The organism is Devosia sp. ZB163 (genome assembly GCF_028613635.1).
Lineage (GTDB): Bacteria > Pseudomonadota > Alphaproteobacteria > Rhizobiales > Devosiaceae > Devosia_A.
Map to the genome: position 1 here is coordinate 124,666 of NZ_JAQRMY010000001.1, position 18,149 is coordinate 142,814.

Here is an 18,149-nt window from a genome sequence, read left to right on the forward strand (position 1 = left end):
TCTCATACAGGCGACGCCGGTCACGCGCAAGACCTTGCAGGCCCTGCTAGGCCTCGGGCAGCGCCAGCGGCCCGGCCTGCGGCTTTTCCGCCTCGGCCGGCGCAGCAGCCGGCGTCGTTTCCGGCAGCGAGGGCAGGCTGGCGCTGGGGCTCGTCCGCGTCGCCACCGCGCTCGTCGGCACCCGCCACTCGAACGCATCGAGCTTGCCGGTGACCGGCGACAGCGGCTCCCACTCGTCGGCCGTGATGCCGTCCGCCGTCCACACCGGATCGCGCGGCGCCCGTACCGCCCGGTTGAGCCAGTCGCGCGCCTTGCCCTTGTCGCCCGTCTGCCCTTCCTCGATCTCGGCCATCAGCAGGCACACCGCCTGCGACGGGTTGGCGTTCGAATAGCCGGCCAGCGCCTGCCGCGCGCCCACCCAGTCGAACGCATCGATCGAGGCGCGCGCCAGCACCAGCGCCGCGGCCTTGTTGGGCGGCGGCACATCGACCAGTTCCTGGATCCGCTTCAGCCGGTCGACGGCCGAAACCCCGGGCACCGCATTGGCGAACAGGGTCGCCACATCCGGATGCGAAGTCGCCCGCCACACGCGACGGAGGAGGCTCATGGCCTTGCGCGCCTCGCCGCGGTTCGAGTAGATCCGCGCCGCGATCAGCGCCGCCGGCACGAAATCGCCCTGCAGCTTCAGCGCCGCCAGCGCATGCTCGAGCGCCGCATTGGGCTCGCGCCCTTCCGCGATCTGGGCCCGCGCCGTCTCGACCACCGCCATGCGGCGGCGCTTGCGCATCTTTTCCTCGCGCGTCACCGCCGGCTCGTCCGCCACCATGCGGTAGGCCTCGTCCCAGCGCCCGTTGCGGGTGAGGTCGTCGAACACCGCCTCGCGCGCCCATGGCGCCTGCGGGGAAATGTCGATCGCCTTCTGTGCGAAAGTCAGCGCCGCATCGGGCCGCCCCTGCTGGCGCGCCTGGTCATAGAGGCCGGACAGCGCCGCGAGCGCGGTCTTGCGATTGGTGATCAGCGCCCGGTAGTGCTCGCGCGCCGAATGCATGTCGCCCAGCGCCAGGTCCGCCCGCGCCTCGAGCAGCTGCGCCGCGGCGTTGCGCGGCAGGTTGGTCTGCGCCTCGCGCGCCAGCTGGCGCGCCCGGTTGGCGTCGCCCGCCTGCAGCGCGATGAACCCGTCCGAGAGCGCGAGGAAGCCCTGGTCCTTGCGCTTTTCGCGCGACCGCCGGGCGATGTAGTAGGGCGCCGCGATGATGCGCTTGACGATGCCCCAGACGAGAATGACCACCACCACCGAGGCGACCGCAAGGAATGCCGCGACGCCCAGCCGCGGCTGCAGGCGATAGTTGAGGAACTCGATGGTGAGCGTCCCCGGCAACCCGATCAGCCAGGCGATGGCCGCGGTGACGAGCAGGCTTCCGATCAGCCAGTAGGCAAGCCGGATCAAGGCGTCGCCTCCGTCGTCGGAGCAAGCGCCCGGGCGCGGAGTTCGGTGAGGAAACCGTCGGCCGCCGCGAGCTTGACCACGTCGGCGCCGGCCGTTCCGGCCCCTGCCTGCATGGCCGGCGGCAGCGCCGCGAGCAGCTGCGCCGCGGCGGCGAAGTCCTGCCGTTCCGCCGCGCCTTCGAGTCGCGAGACGATCGCCTCGGGGCTGTCGCCCTCGAGTTCACCTGTCGGCCGCAAGGCGAGAAGGCCCTTCATCCATTCGACCGCGTCCTGCCCGAGGTCGCCCGTGCTCTGCGCGGCGCGGCCGGCGAGGATCTCGGGCACCGCGGCGCTGAGCCGGGCCGCCACGGCGTCCGGCCGCGGCAATCCGCTCTCGGCCGAAGCCGCGATCGGCTCGGGAATGGCAAGGTCGGGCAGCAGCGCCTTGATGCTGGCGAGTTCGGCCGCGAACGGCCGCCCGTTGGTGATGGCGCTCTCGAGCCCCGATACGACCAGCGGCAGCCGGATGGCCGGACCGACATCGGAGCCCGAAATGGTCTGGTTGGCTGTGGCGACTGCCGTCTGCAGCGCCGCTACCTGCTGGCGCAGCTCGGCAATGCTGCTGTCGAGCGACGTACCCGTGGTCACGCCTTCGCTGAGCTGCTGCTTGAGGCCGGCGATGTCGTTTTCGATCGTGCCGATCGTCTCCGCCAGCGCCGTCGCATCGGCGCCCGAGGCACCGGCGCCGATTGCCGTCACCCGGTCCTCGAGGCTCTTGAGCTGTGTTTCGATGGGCGTGAGGTCGACCGGCTCGGCCGCCGGCACGGCGGCGATCGACTGCCGCACCTCGCCAAGGCCGGTGTCCATCTGTGCGATGGTGGCGTCGAGGCTGACCTGTGTCCGCTTGGCCTGTTCTTCGATCGCGGCGAGCCGCGCCGTGAGGTCGGCAAGCGACGTATCCTGCGCATCGAGCCGGACGGCCGGATCGGCGATCACCGGGACCTTGTTGGGCAGTGGCAGCCAGTTGCCCAGCGCATAGACGAGGCCGGCGCCGAGCAGCGCCCCGCCGACCGTGGCGATGGAAATCGCGCTCCACGGCATGGCCAGCCGCGCCTGAGGACGCGGCGGCGGTGGCGGAGCGGGACGGGCTGTCTCTTCCGACGGCGCGGCCTCGGGCGCGACGGACTCCGGCGCGACGGTCTCCGGCACGACGGTCTCGGCCGCGACCTCCTCGGCCTTGCCCTCGGCGGTCGAAGCGGCCTTTTCCGCCTCGCGCGCCTTCAAATCGATGACCGGTGGCTTCACGGGCCCCGACTTGCGTACAGCCATGCGGCGTTCCTTGCTGGTTCCGGTCAATGAGGGTTCTGATCGCGCGCAAACGACAAGGCAAGCCCCATCATGGCCTCCTCGTCGGGATGCTCGGCGAGTCCCACCCGCACGAAATGGGCATCGATGAGCGGAGCGGCAACCGCTTCGGACATGCAGAGTACGCCTAGCTTCATGCGCCGCTCACGCGCGAGGCCCGCGGTGAGCCGCACGAAGCATTCGGCGGTGCGCTTCGAATAGAACAGGGCGGCGCCGATTTCGCCCGAGGCAAGCCCCGCTTCGGCCACCTCGTCGAGCACCATCACCGGGTTCATCGCGTAGACCGGCACCCCGCTGATGCGCTTTCCGAACGGCTCGAGCGAGCGGCCGAGGTCGGCGGAGACCTCGCGGCCATGCGGGTAGAAGATCGGCCCGTCGATCCGGGCATGGGCAAGCAGTTCCGCGAGGTCCGCGAAGGCGCCGCTGGCGCTCGTCACCATGACGAAGCCCAGCGCTTCGGCAAGGTCGGCCGTGCGGTCGCCCACGGTGTAGACGGGCAGCTCGCGGTAGCGCCCGATGGCATCCATCTCCTGCAGCGCCCGCAGCGCATTGGCGCTGGTGAGCGTGATCGCGGCGACAGAATCGGGGGCCGGCAACTCCGCCGGCAGCGTCTCATGGATCAGCAGCGGCGCAATGACCGGCTCGATGCCGAGCGCCTCCAGCCGCGCCGCCGTGTCGCTCGCGTCGGGGTCGGGCCGGGTCACGAGCATCTTCACTTGAGCAAACCTATCCTTCGAACTGTTTCTGGAATTCGGGCCCTGCCGCTTCCAATAGTCTTTGCCCCAGTTCCGTTCCGAGCCGGGCCGCCTCAGCCGCCTCGCCCTCGACGCTGTCGCGATAGAACTCGCGCCCGTCCGGACTGAGGATTTCAGCCGTCAACCTGCACGAAACCCCATTCAATTCGGTAAACGCACCGATGGGGGTTCGACACGATCCGTCGAGCGTCGCGAGCAATGCCCGCTCCGCCGCGATGCTGGTCGCCGTGGGTGCATGGTTGAGCACCGCCACGAGTTCGGCCGTCCGCGTGTCGTCGCTGCGGATCTCGATGCCGATGGCGCCCTGCGCCGGGGCCGGCGGAAAGGCCTGGGGATCGAGATAGGCCGTGATCTTGTCCTGCTTGCCCAGCCGGTTGAGCCCGGCGACCGCCAGCAGCGTCGCATCGGCGACGCCGGCTTCCAGCTTTTGCAGCCGCGTGTCGACATTGCCCCGGAACTGCACGATCTCGAGGTCGGGCCGCGCCCTCAGCATCTGCGCCCCGCGCCGGATCGAGGACGAGCCGAGCTTGGCGCCCTGTGGCAGGGCCTCGAGGCTCGCATGCTTCAGCGACACGAAGGCGTCGCGCACGTCCTCGCGTTCGAGGAAGGCGGCAAGCATCAGCCCGTCGGGCAGGAAGGAGGCGAGGTCCTTGCTCGAATGGACGCCCAGGTCGATCTCGCCGGCTTCGAGCGCCGCCTCGATCTCCTTGGAGAACAGCCCCTTGCCGCCCGCTTCGCTCAGCGGCCGGTCGGTCAGCCGGTCGCCGCTCGTGGTGATGACGCGGATCGCGATGTCTTCGAGCGCAACCCCGTGCGCCTCGGCGAGGAGCCGCTGCACCAGCCGGGCCTGCGCCATGGCGAGCATGGAGCCGCGGGTGCCGAGCCTGAGGAGCGGTGTCGATTGCATTTCGTTTCAGACCTATGTAGGCGGGAGGCCACGGGCTTACCCCTATAGATAGGACCCGGACAAGCGTGATGAGAGTTCTCGGCATCGAAACCAGCTGCGACGAAACCGCCGCCTCGATCGTCGAGCGCGACGCCGCGGGTCGCGCCACCATCCTCTCCAATGTCGTGCGCAGCCAGCTCGAGGAGCACGCCCCCTATGGCGGCGTCGTGCCCGAACTTGCCGCCCGCGCCCATGTGAGCCATCTCGACCGCATCATCGCCAAGGCTGCCGAAACGGCCGGCGTGAAGCTCGATGAGGTCGACGCCATCGCCGCGACCGCCGGCCCCGGCCTCATCGGCGGCGTGCTGGTCGGCCTCACCACGGCCAAGGCCCTCGCCGCCGCGCTCGGCAAGCCCCTGATCGCGGTGAACCACCTCGAGGCGCATGCGCTGACCGCCCGGCTCACCGACGGCATCGCCTTTCCCTACCTGATGCTGCTCGTCTCCGGCGGGCACAGCCAGTTCGTGCTGGTGCGCGGCGTCGGCGACTACGAGCGCTGGGGCACCACCATCGACGACGCCCTCGGCGAGGCCTTCGACAAGGTGGCCAAGCTTCTCGGCCTCGGTAACCCCGGCGGGCCGGAAGTCGAGAAGATGGCGGCGAAGGGCGATCCGCGCCGCTTCAACTTCCCCAGGCCCCTGCTCAAGGAGGCGCGGCTCGATTTCTCGTTCTCGGGACTGAAGACCGCCGTCCGCCTCGCCGCCGAACAGGCGGCCCCCCTGACCGACCAGGACGTCGCCGACATCTGCGCCAGCTTCCAGCGCACTGTAGCCGAGATCGTCGCGACACGCGCCCGTTCGGCGCTCCAGAAATACGCCGCCGAGCTTCCCGGTCAGCCGCTCCGCCTCGTCGTCGCCGGCGGCGTCGCCGCCAACAAGGCCATCGGGGCCGCCCTGCGTGAGGCGGCCGCAGCGTCGGGGGCCGAGCTGATCATCCCGCCCATTCCGCTCTGTACCGACAATGGCGCGATGGTCGCCTGGGCCGGAGCCGAACGGCTGGCGCTCGGTTCGAGCGACCGGCTCGATATCTCCGCCAAGGCGCGCTGGCCGCTCGACAGCGAGGACATGGGGTTGAACCATGCAGCTTGACCGCGTCGCCATCCTCGGCGCCGGCGCCTGGGGCACCGCACTCGCCCAGGCCGCAGCCATCGCCGGCCGCGAGGTGACGCTGGTCGGCCGCGATCCCATGGTGATCGCCGAGATCAACGAACTGCGCGTCAACAGCGCCCACCTGCCGGGCGTCACGCTGCTCGACACCATCTCCGCCTCCACCAGCCTGCCCGACGCCGACCTCGTCGTCCTCGCCGTGCCGGCCCAGGCGACCCGCTTCGCCGTCGCCGCCCTCGACGGCCGGCTCGATGGCAAGCCCGTCGTGCTGACGGCCAAGGGCCTCGAGCATGGCACGCTCGCCCGCCAGAGCCAGGTGCTCGCCGAAGCCGCGCCCGGCGCCATTCCCTATGTGCTGTCAGGGCCGAGCTTTGCCGCCGACGTGGCATCCGGCCGCCCGACCGCCGTCACCCTTGCCGGCGACCATCCCGATCGCACCTCGGCGGTCGCCGCCGCGCTCGCCGGCCCGACCTTCCGCCTCTATGCCGCCGACGACCGGCTCGGCGTCGAGCTCGCCGGGGCGTTGAAGAACGTCTACGCCATCGGCTGCGGCGCCGTGGACGGCGCCGGCCTCGGCGCCTCCGCCCGTTCGGCCCTCCTCGCTCGCGCCTTTGCCGAACTGACCCGCCTCGTCGTCCGCATGGGCGGCGGCGCCTCGACGCTCACCGGCCTTGCCGGGCTCGGCGACCTGACGCTGAGCTGCACCTCCACCCAGTCGCGCAACTACCGCTACGGCGTGAGCCTCGGCCGTGGCGAGAGCCCCGGATCCGACCTCGCCGAGGGCGCGCTCACCGCGCCGGTCGCGCGCCAGCTGGCCAACCAAGTGCGCATCGACGCCCCGCTCATCGATGCAGTAAACCTGCTCATCGATGGAAACACCTCCATCGCCGATATCGTCGCCGGGCTCATGTCGCGGCCGCTCAAGAGGGAAGAAGACTGATGCCGTTCTATTCGATCATCGCCACCGACAAGCCGAACGGCCTCGAGCACCGCATGGCGGTCCGCCCCGAGCATCTGAAGCACCTCGACAACCTCGGCGACAAGCTGGTGATCGCCGGCCCCTTCCAGACCGAGGAAGGCAAGGCCACCGGCAGCTTCATGGTCATCGAGGCGCCCGACCTCGCCACCGCCACCGCCCTCTATGAAGAGGACCCCTTCATCAAGCAGGGCGTGTTCGAGCGCTACGAGATCAGCCGCTGGGCCCTCACCATCAACAAGGCTGCGGGGCGTTGAGATGGCCTACTGGCTGATGAAATCCGAGCCGAACGTCAACTCCTACGACGATGTCGTGGCGCGTGGCGTTCCCGAGGAGTGGCACGGCGTGCGCAACTACACCGCACGCAACAACATGAAGGCGATGCAGCTCGGCGACGAGGCGTTCTTCTACCACTCCAATATCGGCAAGGAGATCGTCGGCATCATCAAGGTGGTGGCGCTCGCCCACCCCGACTCGACCGCCGAGCCCAACGAGAAGGGCAACATCGTCTGGGAGTGCGTCGATGTGCTCCCGGTCAGGAAACTGCCCAAGCCCGTGACGCTCGAAACGATCAAGAAGACGCCCGAGCTCGCCGACATGGCGCTGGTGAAGCTCTCCCGCCTCTCCGTCTCGCCGGTCACCGACGCCGAATGGAAGCTCATCTGCAAGATGGGCGGCCTCTAGGGCGTAATTCCGTCGGACTGTCCTGGACTTCCGCCGCCTCTTTTTCGGCAATGAGGTGGCGGAAAGGTCCAGGTTCCACCCCGGTCTAGAAGTCCGCGGTCAGGCCCTTGATCTCCCAGTCGCCATAGCGCGCCGGGTCAAGTCCACCGCGCCCGCCCTTCTCTTTTTTGCCCGCGGCCGCCTTCGCATCGATCGCCGCCCGCCGCTCCGCCGCCTCGGCCAAAGCCCGCTGCGCCGCGGGACTCAGGGGCTTGTTCTCGCTCTCTTCGTCCATCTCAGTCTCCACAGGTCCTTGTGGGGAACCCTGCGCCATCCCATCTACTTTCCATTCCGATATCCCCGTGAGGTACAAGACTTACCGGCAATGCTCAACTTCCTCCGCACCACCGTCCTCCTGGCCGCCCTCACCGCCATCTTCATGGCCGTCGGCTACTTTGTCGGCGGTACGAGCGGGATGTGGGTCGCCTTCATCTTCGCCGCGCTCACCAACCTGTTCGCCTACTGGAACTCGGACAAGATGGTGCTGCGCATGCAGAACGCCTACGAGGTCGATCCGCGTACCCAGCCCGATCTCTACCACACCGTGGAAGTGCTCTCGCAGCGCGCCGGCGTGCCCATGCCACGCCTCTACGTGATCAACACCGAGCAGCCCAACGCCTTCGCCACCGGCCGCAACCCGCAGAACGCGGCGGTCGCGGTCTCCGCCGGCCTCCTGCGCTATCTCGAGCCGCGCGAAGTCGCTGGCGTCATCGCGCACGAGCTCGCCCACATCAAGAACCGCGACACGCTGACCATGACGATGACCGCGACGATCGCGGGTGCCATCTCCATGCTGGCGCAGTTCGGCCTGTTCTTCGGCGGCGGCAACAACCGCGACAACCCGCTCGGCCCGATCGGCACGCTGATTGCGGTGATCGTCGCTCCCATCGCCGCTGCCCTCGTGCAGATGGCCGTGAGCCGTACCCGCGAGTACGAGGCCGACAAGGATGGCGCACTGATCTCCAACGATCCACTCGCGCTGGCCTCGGCGCTCAACCAGATCAGCCAGATCGCGCATCGCACGGTGAACATCGGCGCCGAGCGCAACCCGGCCCAGGCGCACATGTACATCATCAACCCGCTCAACGGGCAGCGCATGGACAACCTGTTCTCGACCCACCCAAATGTCGAAAACCGCATCGCCCAGCTGCAGCGCATCGCCTCCCAGATGCAGGTCGACAGCACCGGCCGCCGCTACCAACCGCGGGACGGCGGGCCGGGTCGCAACCCCCATGAGAATGGCGGCGGTTGGCGCATCCCCTCGACAGGCGCGAGCGAGGATGGCAATAGCACCCGCGGACCCTGGGGCTGAGCTCGTTGAAGAAACAGAAAAACCCGCCGGGGCTCGCGCTCCGGCTCTTGGCCGCCGAGAAGCTCGGCGCCGTGCTCAAGGGGGCGAACTTCGCCCCCTTTTCCGTCGCCGACATCGCCGACGGGCGTGATCGTGCGCTCGCCAATCGGCTCGTGACCACGGCGCTGCGCCGCCACGGCCAGATCAACCTGATGCTCGCCCGCTACCTCGATCGCGGCGTGCCCAAGAAGTCCGGGTCGTTCGAGGCCATCCTGCGGCTGAGCCTCGCCCACCTCGTATTCCTGCCTGAGCTCGGCGACCACAGCGCCATCTTCCTCGCAGTCGAAGCGACCAAGCGCGACACGCGCAGCCAGCACCTGTCGAAGCTGACCAATGCCGTGCTGAGGCGCGCCCAGGCCGAAGCGCACTCGCTGCGCCACCTGCCGCACGAGGCGCTGTTCCCCGAAACCCTCGGCCCGCTCTGGCGCGATACCTATGGCGAAGATGCCATCGAGGACTTCGCCGATGCGCTCATCGAGGGCGCCCCCCTCGATCTGACGCTGAAGGACACCGACCCCGAGCTGATCGAGGCGCTTCGCGCCGAGCCCGTCCTGGGCGACACGGTCCGCATCGACGAGCGCGATCGCCCCGTCGAAGCACTTCCCGGCTACACCGAAGGCCGCTGGTGGGTGCAGGACGCCGCCGCCGCCATTCCAGCCCGGTTGCTGACGCTCGCTCCGGGAGCCAGGGTACTCGACCTCTGCGCCGCGCCGGGCGGCAAGACCGCCCAGCTCGTGAAGGCCGGCTACGTCGTCACCGCCGTGGACAACGACGCCGACCGCGTCGGCCGCATGCAGCAGAACCTCGAGCGGCTGGGCTATGCCCCCGAAGTGGTGACCGCCGATGCGCTGGCCTGGGAGCCGGGGCAGAAGTTCGACGGCATTCTGCTCGATGCGCCTTGCTCCGCCACCGGCACCTTCCGTCGCCACCCCGAGGTCATCTGGCACCGCGACGCCGCCGACATCGCCGGTCGCGTCGCCCTTCAGCGCCGGTTCATCGAGCGCGCGCTATCCTGGCTCAATCCGGGCGGGTTGCTCGTCTATTGCGTCTGCTCGCTCGAGCCGGCCGAAGGCGAAGAGCAGGCCCGGTGGCTCTTTCAACGCGACGATGTCGAAGCGGTCCCTGTCGCTGCCGACGAACTTGCCGCCTTCCCGGAGGCTGTCTCGTCGGATGGCTACGTGCGAACCCATCCGGGCATGCCGGTTCCTGGGGATAAGGGCGGCACCCTCGATGGGTTCTTCGTTGCGCGTGCTAGGCGGCGCTAGCTAACTTGGCGGACCTCGGCGAAGGGGCAACAGGGGCCTTGGACGGCTCTCCGGCAACAACGGTTGTGAGGACGTAGTCTTGGCACATTCGCTGCGCTTCCTCGCGCGCCGGGCGCTCCTGTCTGCGGCCGACCATCTCGTCACCAATCCGCTGGTGCGCTGGACCTGGACAGGCCCCGGCAACGAAGACCTGATGGGCGCGCTGAGCGAGTTCCGCCCCACCGACCGTGAAACCGTGCTCGAAATGATGCAGGGGCGCTATCTACTGGCGTCCAAGCTCGTCGATACGCACGGCGTCTCGCCCTTCTCGATCGAAGTCGAACACTCGGACTGGCAGGAAGACCTCCAGGCTTTTGCCTGGCTCCGCCATTTCCGCGATGCCCGCACCGACGAGGAGCGCCGCTTCGCCCGCACACTGACGCTCGACTGGATCGGCCGCGAAGGCCAGTTCGACCGCGACACCTGGGGCCCCTCGCTCACGGCGCGGCGCGTACTCAACTGGCTGCGGCACTACAACATCCTGCTCGAGGGTTCGACGCCGGAGCAGAGCCAGCAGATCACGCGCTCGCTCGCGACCCAGATCTCCTCGCTCCGCCTGCGCGGCGTGCTCGCCACCGATCCTGTCGATGCGCTCCTCGTCGCCATCGCCCTCGTCGGCGTCGCGCTCTGCTCCGACCGGCCCGACACCGAAGTCGAGGCGAGGGTCCGCCACGTCATGCGCCTGCTCGACGAGCAGATCGACGAGGACGGCCTGCACCGCACCCGCTCGGCCAGGACGCAGATCCAGCTCCTCGTCGAACTCATCACCATCAAGCTGGCGCTGCGACGCGACCACGAGCCGCTGGCGGCCGAGGTCGAAGAACTGACCGAGAGCATGCACCGCGCCCTCGATGCCATCTCGCTGGGCACGGGCGAGCCGGCCTATTTCAACGGCACCGGCCAGATGCCGCACGACCAGATCGTCGCCGTCCAGGCCCAGAGCCCGACCCGGGCCCGCGAGACCGGCACGGCCGGCGGCTATGGCCGGCTGGTCACCGGCCGCTCGATCGTGGTCGCCGATTCCGGCCTCGTCCCGGATCCGTCCTTTGCCAAGAATGCCCATGCCAGCGCGCTGGCCTTCGAGTTCAGCCATGGCCGCGATCTTGTCGTATGCAACTGCGGCCCCGCCCCGTCCGGCTACGAGGACGAGCTGCTGTTCCGCCAGGGCATTGCCCACTCGGCCCCCACGATCAACGCGCTGTCGGCGGCTGCCATTCCCACCACCGGCCCGTTTGCCGGCCGGCTGGTGCCGCTTGGCCGCCCGAGCGAGGTTGAGGCGCGCAGCGCCGACGATACGCTGATCATCTCGGCCCACGGCTATGCGGAGCGCTTCGGCGTCACCATCGAGCGCCACCTGACGCTGCTCGCCGAAGGCAAGACCCTGGTCGGGCAAGACCGCTTCATCCGGCACCGCCAACGCGTCTCCGGTGCCGCCACCATCCGCTTCCACCTCGCCTACCAGACCGAAGTCCAGATGACCGACGACCTGGTGCGCCTGCGGCTCGGCTCGGGCGCCGTCTGGACCTTCCTGTGGGAAGGCGCCGAGATGCGCGTCGAGGACAGCGTGCGCCAGTCGGCCTATTTCGGGTTCCACCGCACGAAACAGCTGGTGCTCGAAGTGCTGGTCGCCGACGCCAGCGAAGTGAGCTGGATCTTCACGCTCGAAGAGAACTGAGCGACCCCCGATTTGCCGGGGTGACAGGCGGCGGGGGAAGTGCTAGCGAGCCGCCAACTCAACACATCGCGGGATAATGGGCATGTCTGACGGCAAGGTAGTTCCGGTCAAGCGCGCGCTGCTTTCTGTCTTCGACAAGACGGGAATGGCCGAGTTCGCCAAGGAGCTTGCCGCCCTCGGGGTCGAGCTGGTCTCGACCGGCGGTACGCACAAGCTGATCGCCGGAACCGGCGCCGCCGTCCGCGACATCTCCGATCTTACCGGCTTCCCCGAGATGATGGATGGCCGCGTCAAGACGCTGCACCCCAAGGTTCATGGCGGCCTGCTGGCTGTACGCGACAACCCCGGCCACAAGGCCTCGATGGACGAGCACCAGATCGGCGGCATCGACCTCGTCGTGGTGAACCTCTACCCGTTCGAGGAAACCATCGCCAAGGGCGCCTCCTACGAGGAGACCATCGAGAATATCGATATCGGCGGCCCGGCCATGATCCGCTCGGCGGCCAAGAACCACGCCTACGTCACCGTGGTGGTCGACCCCAGTGACTACGGCACCGTGCTCGAGCACATCCGCACTTCTGGAGGCGTGCCCTACGAGCTGCGCCAGAAGCTCGCCGCCAAGGCCTATGCCCGCACCGCCGCCTATGACTCCGTGATCTCTGGCTGGTTTGCGCAGACCCTCGACTACCCCGAGATGCCGTATCGCTCCTTTGCCGGCCGGCTCAAGGAAGTGATGCGCTATGGCGAGAACCCGCACCAATGGGCCGCCTTCTACACCACCGGCGAGCAGCGCCCTGGTGTCGCCACCGCCCGCCAGGTGCAGGGCAAGGCCCTGAGCTACAACAATCTCAACGATACCGACGCCGCCTTCGAACTCATCTCCGAGTTCGATCCGGCCGTGCCTGCCGTCGCCATCATCAAGCATGCCAACCCCTGCGGCTTTGCCATCGGCAAGACGCTGATCGAAGCCTACCAGCTGGCGTTCCGCACCGACCCGGTGAGCGCCTTCGGCGGCATCGTGGCGCTGAACCAGACCATCGACGGCCCGACCGCTACCGAGATCGTCAAGATCTTCACCGAGGTGATCGTCGCCCCCGACGCGACCGATGAAGCCATCGCCATCATCGCCGCCAAGAAGAACCTGCGCCTCCTCCTCACCGGCGCATTGGCCGACCCCAAGGCCGGCGGCCTGACGGTCAAGTCGCTCGCCGGTGGCCTCCTCGTCCAGAGCCGCGACGACCGCAACGTCGATGACACCGAGTTCAGGGTGGTGACGAAGAAGCAGCCGACCGAGGCTGAATTGCGCGACCTGAAGATCGCCATGAAGGTCGCCAAGCACGTGAAGTCCAACGCCATCATCTACGTCAAGGACGGCGCCACCGTCGGTATCGGCGCCGGGCAGATGAGCCGGCTCGATTCCTCGCGCGTCGCCCACCGCAAGGCGATCGACGCGGCCGAGGCGGCCGGCATCGAAGGCGCCCTGACCAAGGGCTCCGTCGTTGCCTCCGACGCCTTCTTCCCCTTCCCCGATGGCATGCTTGCTGCGGTCGAGGCAGGCGCCACGGCGGTGATCCAGCCTGGCGGGTCGGTCAATGACGACAAGGTGATTGCGGCCGCCGACGAGGCCGGCATCGCCATGATCCTCACCGGCATGCGCCACTTCCGGCACTGACGTCCCGCTCCCCCATCGAGAGGGAAGCTCTAGCTCGACGCCAGGTCTCCGAGGAGGCCTGCCGCGACGCTCAGCCGCGACACGGTCATCTCGCCCTCGGTTAGCCCCCGTACGGCCTCGGCGACGCGGGCGATGGCATCGCCATTGGCGTCGCTCCAGGCGACAAGGCGCTTGCTGACGTCGCCACGCCCGCTCTCGAGCACATCGGCGGCGAGGTCGCGCTGCGCCCGCATCAGGTTGGCGAGCGCCCGGTCGAGCGCCATTCGGTCGAACTTGTCGCTGAGGACGATCGCATGCCCGGCCTCGATCACCCGGGCGAGCCGGAAGGTATCGAGCACGCCGAAGAAGGCCACTGCCGCATCGCGCACGGGAACGGTCGCCCGTTCGGCGACGAGCACGATATCGGTTGCGAGCGACAGCACCGGCATCTCGCCGAAGCGGCGCGCCAGATCGCGAGGCGTCCCGGCCGCCTCGAGTTCGGCCGCCCGCTTCGCCACACTTGCCTCAAGCTCGGGGCCGACGAGATGGCCAAGATGTTCGGCAACCTCGGCTACCCCCTCGCGATAGCGGTCAACGAGTGGCCGCAGGCCCTGACCAAACCGGCCATTGCGCAGGAACCACAGCGTCTCGCGCTTCAGCAGTGCCTGCACCTCGGCATAGAGACCGAGTTGCGCCTCGCCCGACATCAGGCCGTCGAGGGCATCGATCTCGAGGTTGAGCTCCGTCGTGCCGTACACATCGCGCGCCGCGGCGTAGCCCGCCGCCACCGTCCCCGGATCGGCGCTCGAGGCCGAGGTCATTTCGTTGACGAAGCCCGGCCCGCCTCGGTTGATCATCGCGTTGGCGAGGACCGTCGCGATGACTTCGCGCCTCAGCCGGTGGTGCGTCACCGTATCTTCGAACGTCTCGATCAGTCGGTCGGGGAAATAGCGAAAGAGTTCCTTACCCAGGTACGGATCGTCCGGTACCCCGCTGTCCAGGAGGGCCGCATTCGTGACGTTCTTGGCATAAGCGAGCAGCACCGCGATCTCGGGACGGGTGAGGCCCCTGCCCGATTGCAGCCGCGTCCTGAGTCCAGCCGCATCGGGCAAGAACTCGACCGCGCGATTGAGCTCACCCGTGGCCTCGAGCGTCTCCATCAGCCCCACATGCTCGGGGAAGGCGGCGAGACCCCGCCGCTCCTCGACCGACAGCGCCAGGGTCTGGAGGTAATTGTTCCTCAGGCACAAGGCGGCGACTTCGTCGGTCATCGAGGCAAGGAACTCGTTGCGCACCTGCGTGGTGAGCTGCCCGGACCGTGTCAGTGCCCCGAGCGCGATCTTGATGTTGACCTCGAGGTCGGACGAGTTGACGCCGGCCGAGTTGTCGATGGCGTCGGTGTTGATGCGGCCACCCTTGAGCGCATACTCGACACGGCCGAGCTGGGTAACCGCGAGGTTTGCCCCCTCGCCCACCACCTTGGCGCGGATCTCCGCCCCGCTGATGCGCACGCCGTCGTTGCCCTTGTCGCCTACCTGCGCGTCGGTTTCGGCCGTGCTCTTCACATAGGTGCCGATCCCGCCGAACCAGAGGAGGTCCACATCGGCGCGGAGGATGGCGCGGATGACGTCGCTGGGGGTCACCGCATCGGAGTTGAGCCCCAGGATCCTGCGCGCCTCGGCATAGAGCGGCACCGTCTTGAGGCTGCGCGAATAGATCCCGCCGCCCTTGGATAGCGCGGCCGTGCTGTAGTCCTGCCAGCTCGAGCGCGGCAGATCGAAGAGCCGTTTCCGCTCCACAAAACTCACGTCCGGAACGGGATCGGGGTCGATGAAGATGTCGCGATGGTCGAAGGCTGCGATGAGCCTCAGCTCGGGCGAAAGCAGCATGCCGTTGCCGAACACGTCGCCGCTCATGTCGCCGACGCCGACCGCGGTGAAGGCCGAGGTCTGGATATCGCGATCCATCTCGCGGAAATGGCGCTTCACCGCCTCCCACGCACCGCGGGCGGTGATGCCCATCTTCTTGTGGTCATAGCCGGCCGAGCCACCCGAGGCGAAAGCGTCACCGAGCCAGAAATCGCGATCGATGGCGATGGCATTGGCCGTGTCGGAAAAGCTCGCCGTACCCTTGTCTGCCGCCACCACGAGATAGGGGTCGTCCCCGTCGCGCCGCAGCACATCGGGCGGCGGCACCACAGTGTCGCCCTCGAGGTTGTCGGTGACGTCGAGCAGGGTGGAGACGAATATCCTGTAACAGCTCGTCCCCTCTCGCAGCTGCGTCTCTCGATCGGCGCCCACCGGCATCTGCTTGGGAACGAACGCGCCCTTGGCGCCCACCGGGACGATGATGGCGTTCTTGACCTGCTGGGCCTTCACCAGCCCCAGCACCTCGGTGCGGAAATCTTCCGGACGGTCCGACCAGCGCAGCCCGCCGCGCGCAATCGGCCCGAACCTCAGGTGCAGCCCCTCGACCCGCGGCGAATAGACGAAGATTTCGCGATAGGGCCTGGGCTCGGGCAGCTCGGCTACCTTCGAGCAATCGAACTTCAGCGCCAGCGCCGGCCGCCGCGAGCCGGTATGGTCGCGCTGGTAGGCATTGGTCCTCAGCACCGCCTCGGCAAGGTTGAGATAGCGCCTGAGAATCCGGTCCTCGTCGAGCGAGCTGGTCGCCTCGATGGCGGCGAGGATGGTGGCGCGTGCCTTGTCGGCGGCGTCCTTCCGGTCGCCGATGAAATGCGGGTCGTTCTCGGCATGGAACAGCTTCACCAGTGCCGACGAAACGCCGGCGTGGTTCGCCATCACCGTGCTCAGGTAGTTGCGCGAATAGGGGATGCCGACCTGCTTCAGATAGCGGGTCAGCGCCCTCAGGATCTCGACATCCTCCCAGTCGATCGCGGCGCTCACCGTCAGCTGGTTGAGCCGGTCGCTCTCGGCTTCGCGTCGCCACACCGCAAGAATGGCGCGCTCGATCTGCTCGCACCGCTTTCGGTTGTCGAGATCGAGCGCGGCATCGGCTTCGAGCAGCATGTCGTGCAGGTAAGTCTCGGCGCCCCGCTTGGGCCGGACGGTGAAGGTGTCCTCGTCGATGACGCGGAAGCCGAAATTCTCGAGCATCGGCACCCGGTCCGAGAGCGCGATGGGCGCCCCCCGGTGGTAGACCTTGAGCCCCATGCTCGAGCGCCCTTCGCGCGGCCCGAGCCGCAGCGCGATGGCCCGCTCGTCGGGCAGCATCTGGATCACCGCGATGTCGCCCAGCGCGGCCTCGGCCGAGTGTACGGCCTGATAATCCCCGGGGAAGGCCTCGGCATAGTCGGCAATCGCCGACCGGTCGGGCGCCGCTGCCGCCAGCCGGTCGCCAAACGTGCGGATGCGCTCGACGACGCCGTCCTCGAGCTCATCCTGGCTCGGTGTCGGCGTCTCGCCGCCATTGCGGCCGATGATGAAGTGGACGCGCACCAGCTCCCCTTCCGGAAAGCTCGGATAGAAGGCGGAGACGCGCCCCTGGTAGACCTCGGCAAAATAGTCGCCGAGCCGCGCCCGGACCTCCGAGTCGTAGCGGTCGCGCGGCACGTAGACGAGCAGCGAGACGAAATTGTCGAACCGGTCGATGCGGCTGAGCACCCGCACCCGCGGCCGGTCGACGAGGTTGGCGATGGTCGTCGCGAAGTCGTAGAGCTGGTCCTCGTCCACCTGGAACAGCTCGTCGCGCGGGAAGGTGTCGAGCGCGTTCATCAGCGCCTTGCCGGCATGGCCCTTGGGGTCATGCCCGGCGCGCTTCATCACCTCGCTGATCTTCTTTCGGACCAGCGGCACGTCCGTATTGGGCGAGTTGAGCGACATCGAGGTGAACAGCCCCAGGATCCTCAGCTCGCCCGAGGTCTTGCCCTGTGCGTCGTAGAGCTTGACCCCGACATAGTCCATGTAGCTGCGCCGGTGCACGCGCGACCGGATATTGGCCTTGGTGACCATGATCGGCGCCGGTTCCCTCAGGAACGCGTAGTGCTGCGGCGTCATCTCCACCAAGCCGGAGCCCGAGCGCAGGAACAGCACGCTCTTGTCCTCGAGAATGCCCAGCTCGCTGTCATGCACCGGCACCAGTCGCGCCTCACCCCCCTCGCCCTCGAGCTGGTACTCGCGCATGCCGAGAAAGGTGAAGTTGTGCTCGACCAGCCAGCCCAGGAAATGCATGGCCTCGGCGATCTGGGCGGGCGGCGCCTTGGGCGCGTGCGTATGCCAGTCGGTCATCGCCCGCTTGACCCGCGCCAGCATCGGACGCCAGCCGGCGACGGCGCGCCCGACATCGGTCAGCGTCTCGTCGATCTCGCTATGCATCGCCTCACGCACGACGATATCGGCGAGCGGGTCGATCTCGACATGCAGGAAGCTCTCGAGCCGGCTCCCCGGCTGCGGCAACTCGAGCACGCGATAGGTCGCAGGGTCGAACTTGAGGATCGGGTGGGTGAGGAATCGGATGACCCCGCCGCGTGCCCGGATCGCCGCCAGCACGCTGTCGACGATGAACGGCATGTCGGCCGAGAACACCTCGATCGTCTCGGCCCCGCCGGGCCGTTCAGGCGGCGTCACATAGACATTGTGGCTGGCGAGTTCGCGCTTGCCCAACCGTCCGTAGGAGCGCCGGAAGGTCGCCTCGAGCTCGTCGACATTGCGGCCGACCAGATCCTCGGCATCGGTCGCCGCCACCACGGACCTGAGGAAGCGGGCAAAGCTCGGTTCGGTCGTAAGGAATTGCTCCGCCCGCGCAACCAGAGCCGCGCGCACATCGAAAACGGACGCCTCGTTCATGCGCCTGCCTCCCCCGTCCCTCACCCCGACTCTGCGTCCCCGATCACAACTTGTCGAGTGGGCCGTT

14 protein-coding genes are annotated in these 18,149 nt (G+C 68.2%); 8 read left to right on the forward strand and 6 right to left on the reverse strand.

Translation table 11 applies throughout. The features are described from left to right. Window positions 1–46: 46 nt before the first annotated feature. The 4 genes from PRN20_RS00630 to hemC are packed head-to-tail and all read right to left on the reverse strand — an operon-like array spanning window position 47 to window position 4,452. Complete coding sequence (locus tag PRN20_RS00630; RefSeq protein ID WP_273954980.1) at window positions 47–1,447, reverse strand: heme biosynthesis protein HemY; 1,401 nt, start codon at window positions 1,445–1,447, stop codon at window positions 47–49. Continuing rightward, window positions 1,444–2,754 (reverse strand): COG4223 family protein, encoded by a 1,311-nt coding sequence (locus PRN20_RS00635; protein ID WP_273954982.1) that lies wholly within the window; start codon window positions 2,752–2,754, stop codon window positions 1,444–1,446. The genes PRN20_RS00630 and PRN20_RS00635 overlap by 4 nt, the downstream gene beginning before the upstream one ends. Before the next feature lie 23 nt (window positions 2,755–2,777). After that, window positions 2,778–3,500, reverse strand: a complete 723-nt coding sequence (locus PRN20_RS00640; protein WP_273956750.1) for a uroporphyrinogen-III synthase — start codon at window positions 3,498–3,500, stop codon at window positions 2,778–2,780. 16 nt (window positions 3,501–3,516) lie between these two features. Further along, entirely contained in the window at window positions 3,517–4,452 is a 936-nt protein-coding gene (gene hemC / locus PRN20_RS00645) for a hydroxymethylbilane synthase (RefSeq protein ID WP_273954983.1), read from the reverse strand. 68 nt (window positions 4,453–4,520) lie between these two features. On the opposite strand from hemC, the gene tsaD reads away from it, so the two are divergent. Genes tsaD through PRN20_RS00665 form a run of 4 tightly spaced genes read left to right on the forward strand, consistent with a single transcriptional unit; the run spans window position 4,521 to window position 7,257 of the window. Next, window positions 4,521–5,579 (forward strand): tRNA (adenosine(37)-N6)-threonylcarbamoyltransferase complex transferase subunit TsaD, encoded by a 1,059-nt coding sequence (gene tsaD / locus PRN20_RS00650; protein ID WP_273954985.1) that lies wholly within the window; start codon window positions 4,521–4,523, stop codon window positions 5,577–5,579. Then, window positions 5,569–6,537 (forward strand): NAD(P)H-dependent glycerol-3-phosphate dehydrogenase, encoded by a 969-nt coding sequence (locus PRN20_RS00655; protein ID WP_273954987.1) that lies wholly within the window; start codon window positions 5,569–5,571, stop codon window positions 6,535–6,537. The genes tsaD and PRN20_RS00655 overlap by 11 nt, the downstream gene beginning before the upstream one ends. Continuing rightward, entirely contained in the window at window positions 6,537–6,830 is a 294-nt protein-coding gene (locus PRN20_RS00660; protein ID WP_273954989.1) for a YciI family protein, read from the forward strand. Before PRN20_RS00655 ends, PRN20_RS00660 begins: the two co-directional genes overlap by 1 nt. 1 nt (window position 6,831) lies before the next feature. After that, complete coding sequence (locus PRN20_RS00665; RefSeq protein WP_273954990.1) at window positions 6,832–7,257, forward strand: EVE domain-containing protein; 426 nt, start codon at window positions 6,832–6,834, stop codon at window positions 7,255–7,257. Window positions 7,258–7,342: 85 nt separating this feature from the next. Here the strand turns inward: PRN20_RS00665 and PRN20_RS00670 are convergent, their stop codons facing one another. Beyond that, window positions 7,343–7,531 (reverse strand): DUF1674 domain-containing protein, encoded by a 189-nt coding sequence (locus PRN20_RS00670; RefSeq protein WP_273954991.1) that lies wholly within the window; start codon window positions 7,529–7,531, stop codon window positions 7,343–7,345. A gap of 90 nt (window positions 7,532–7,621) precedes the next feature. On the opposite strand from PRN20_RS00670, the gene htpX reads away from it, so the two are divergent. The 4 genes from htpX (at window position 7,622) to purH (ending at window position 13,298) form a co-directional block, all read left to right on the forward strand. Beyond that, window positions 7,622–8,608, forward strand: coding sequence for a zinc metalloprotease HtpX (gene htpX, locus PRN20_RS00675; protein WP_273954992.1), 987 nt, complete (start codon window positions 7,622–7,624; stop codon window positions 8,606–8,608). A 5-nt stretch (window positions 8,609–8,613) separates the two neighbouring features. Further along, window positions 8,614–9,912, forward strand: coding sequence for an RsmB/NOP family class I SAM-dependent RNA methyltransferase (locus PRN20_RS00680; RefSeq protein ID WP_273954993.1), 1,299 nt, complete (start codon window positions 8,614–8,616; stop codon window positions 9,910–9,912). 79 nt (window positions 9,913–9,991) lie between these two features. Beyond that, window positions 9,992–11,626, forward strand: a complete 1,635-nt coding sequence (locus PRN20_RS00685) for a heparinase II/III family protein (protein ID WP_273954995.1) — start codon at window positions 9,992–9,994, stop codon at window positions 11,624–11,626. Window positions 11,627–11,702: 76 nt separating this feature from the next. Then, entirely contained in the window at window positions 11,703–13,298 is a 1,596-nt protein-coding gene (purH, locus tag PRN20_RS00690) for a bifunctional phosphoribosylaminoimidazolecarboxamide formyltransferase/IMP cyclohydrolase (protein WP_443112516.1), read from the forward strand. 29 nt (window positions 13,299–13,327) lie between these two features. Here purH and PRN20_RS00695 read toward each other — a convergent pair whose 3' ends face one another. Further along, window positions 13,328–18,082 (reverse strand): NAD-glutamate dehydrogenase, encoded by a 4,755-nt coding sequence (locus PRN20_RS00695; RefSeq protein ID WP_273954997.1) that lies wholly within the window; start codon window positions 18,080–18,082, stop codon window positions 13,328–13,330. Between the last annotated feature and the right edge of the window lie 67 nt (window positions 18,083–18,149).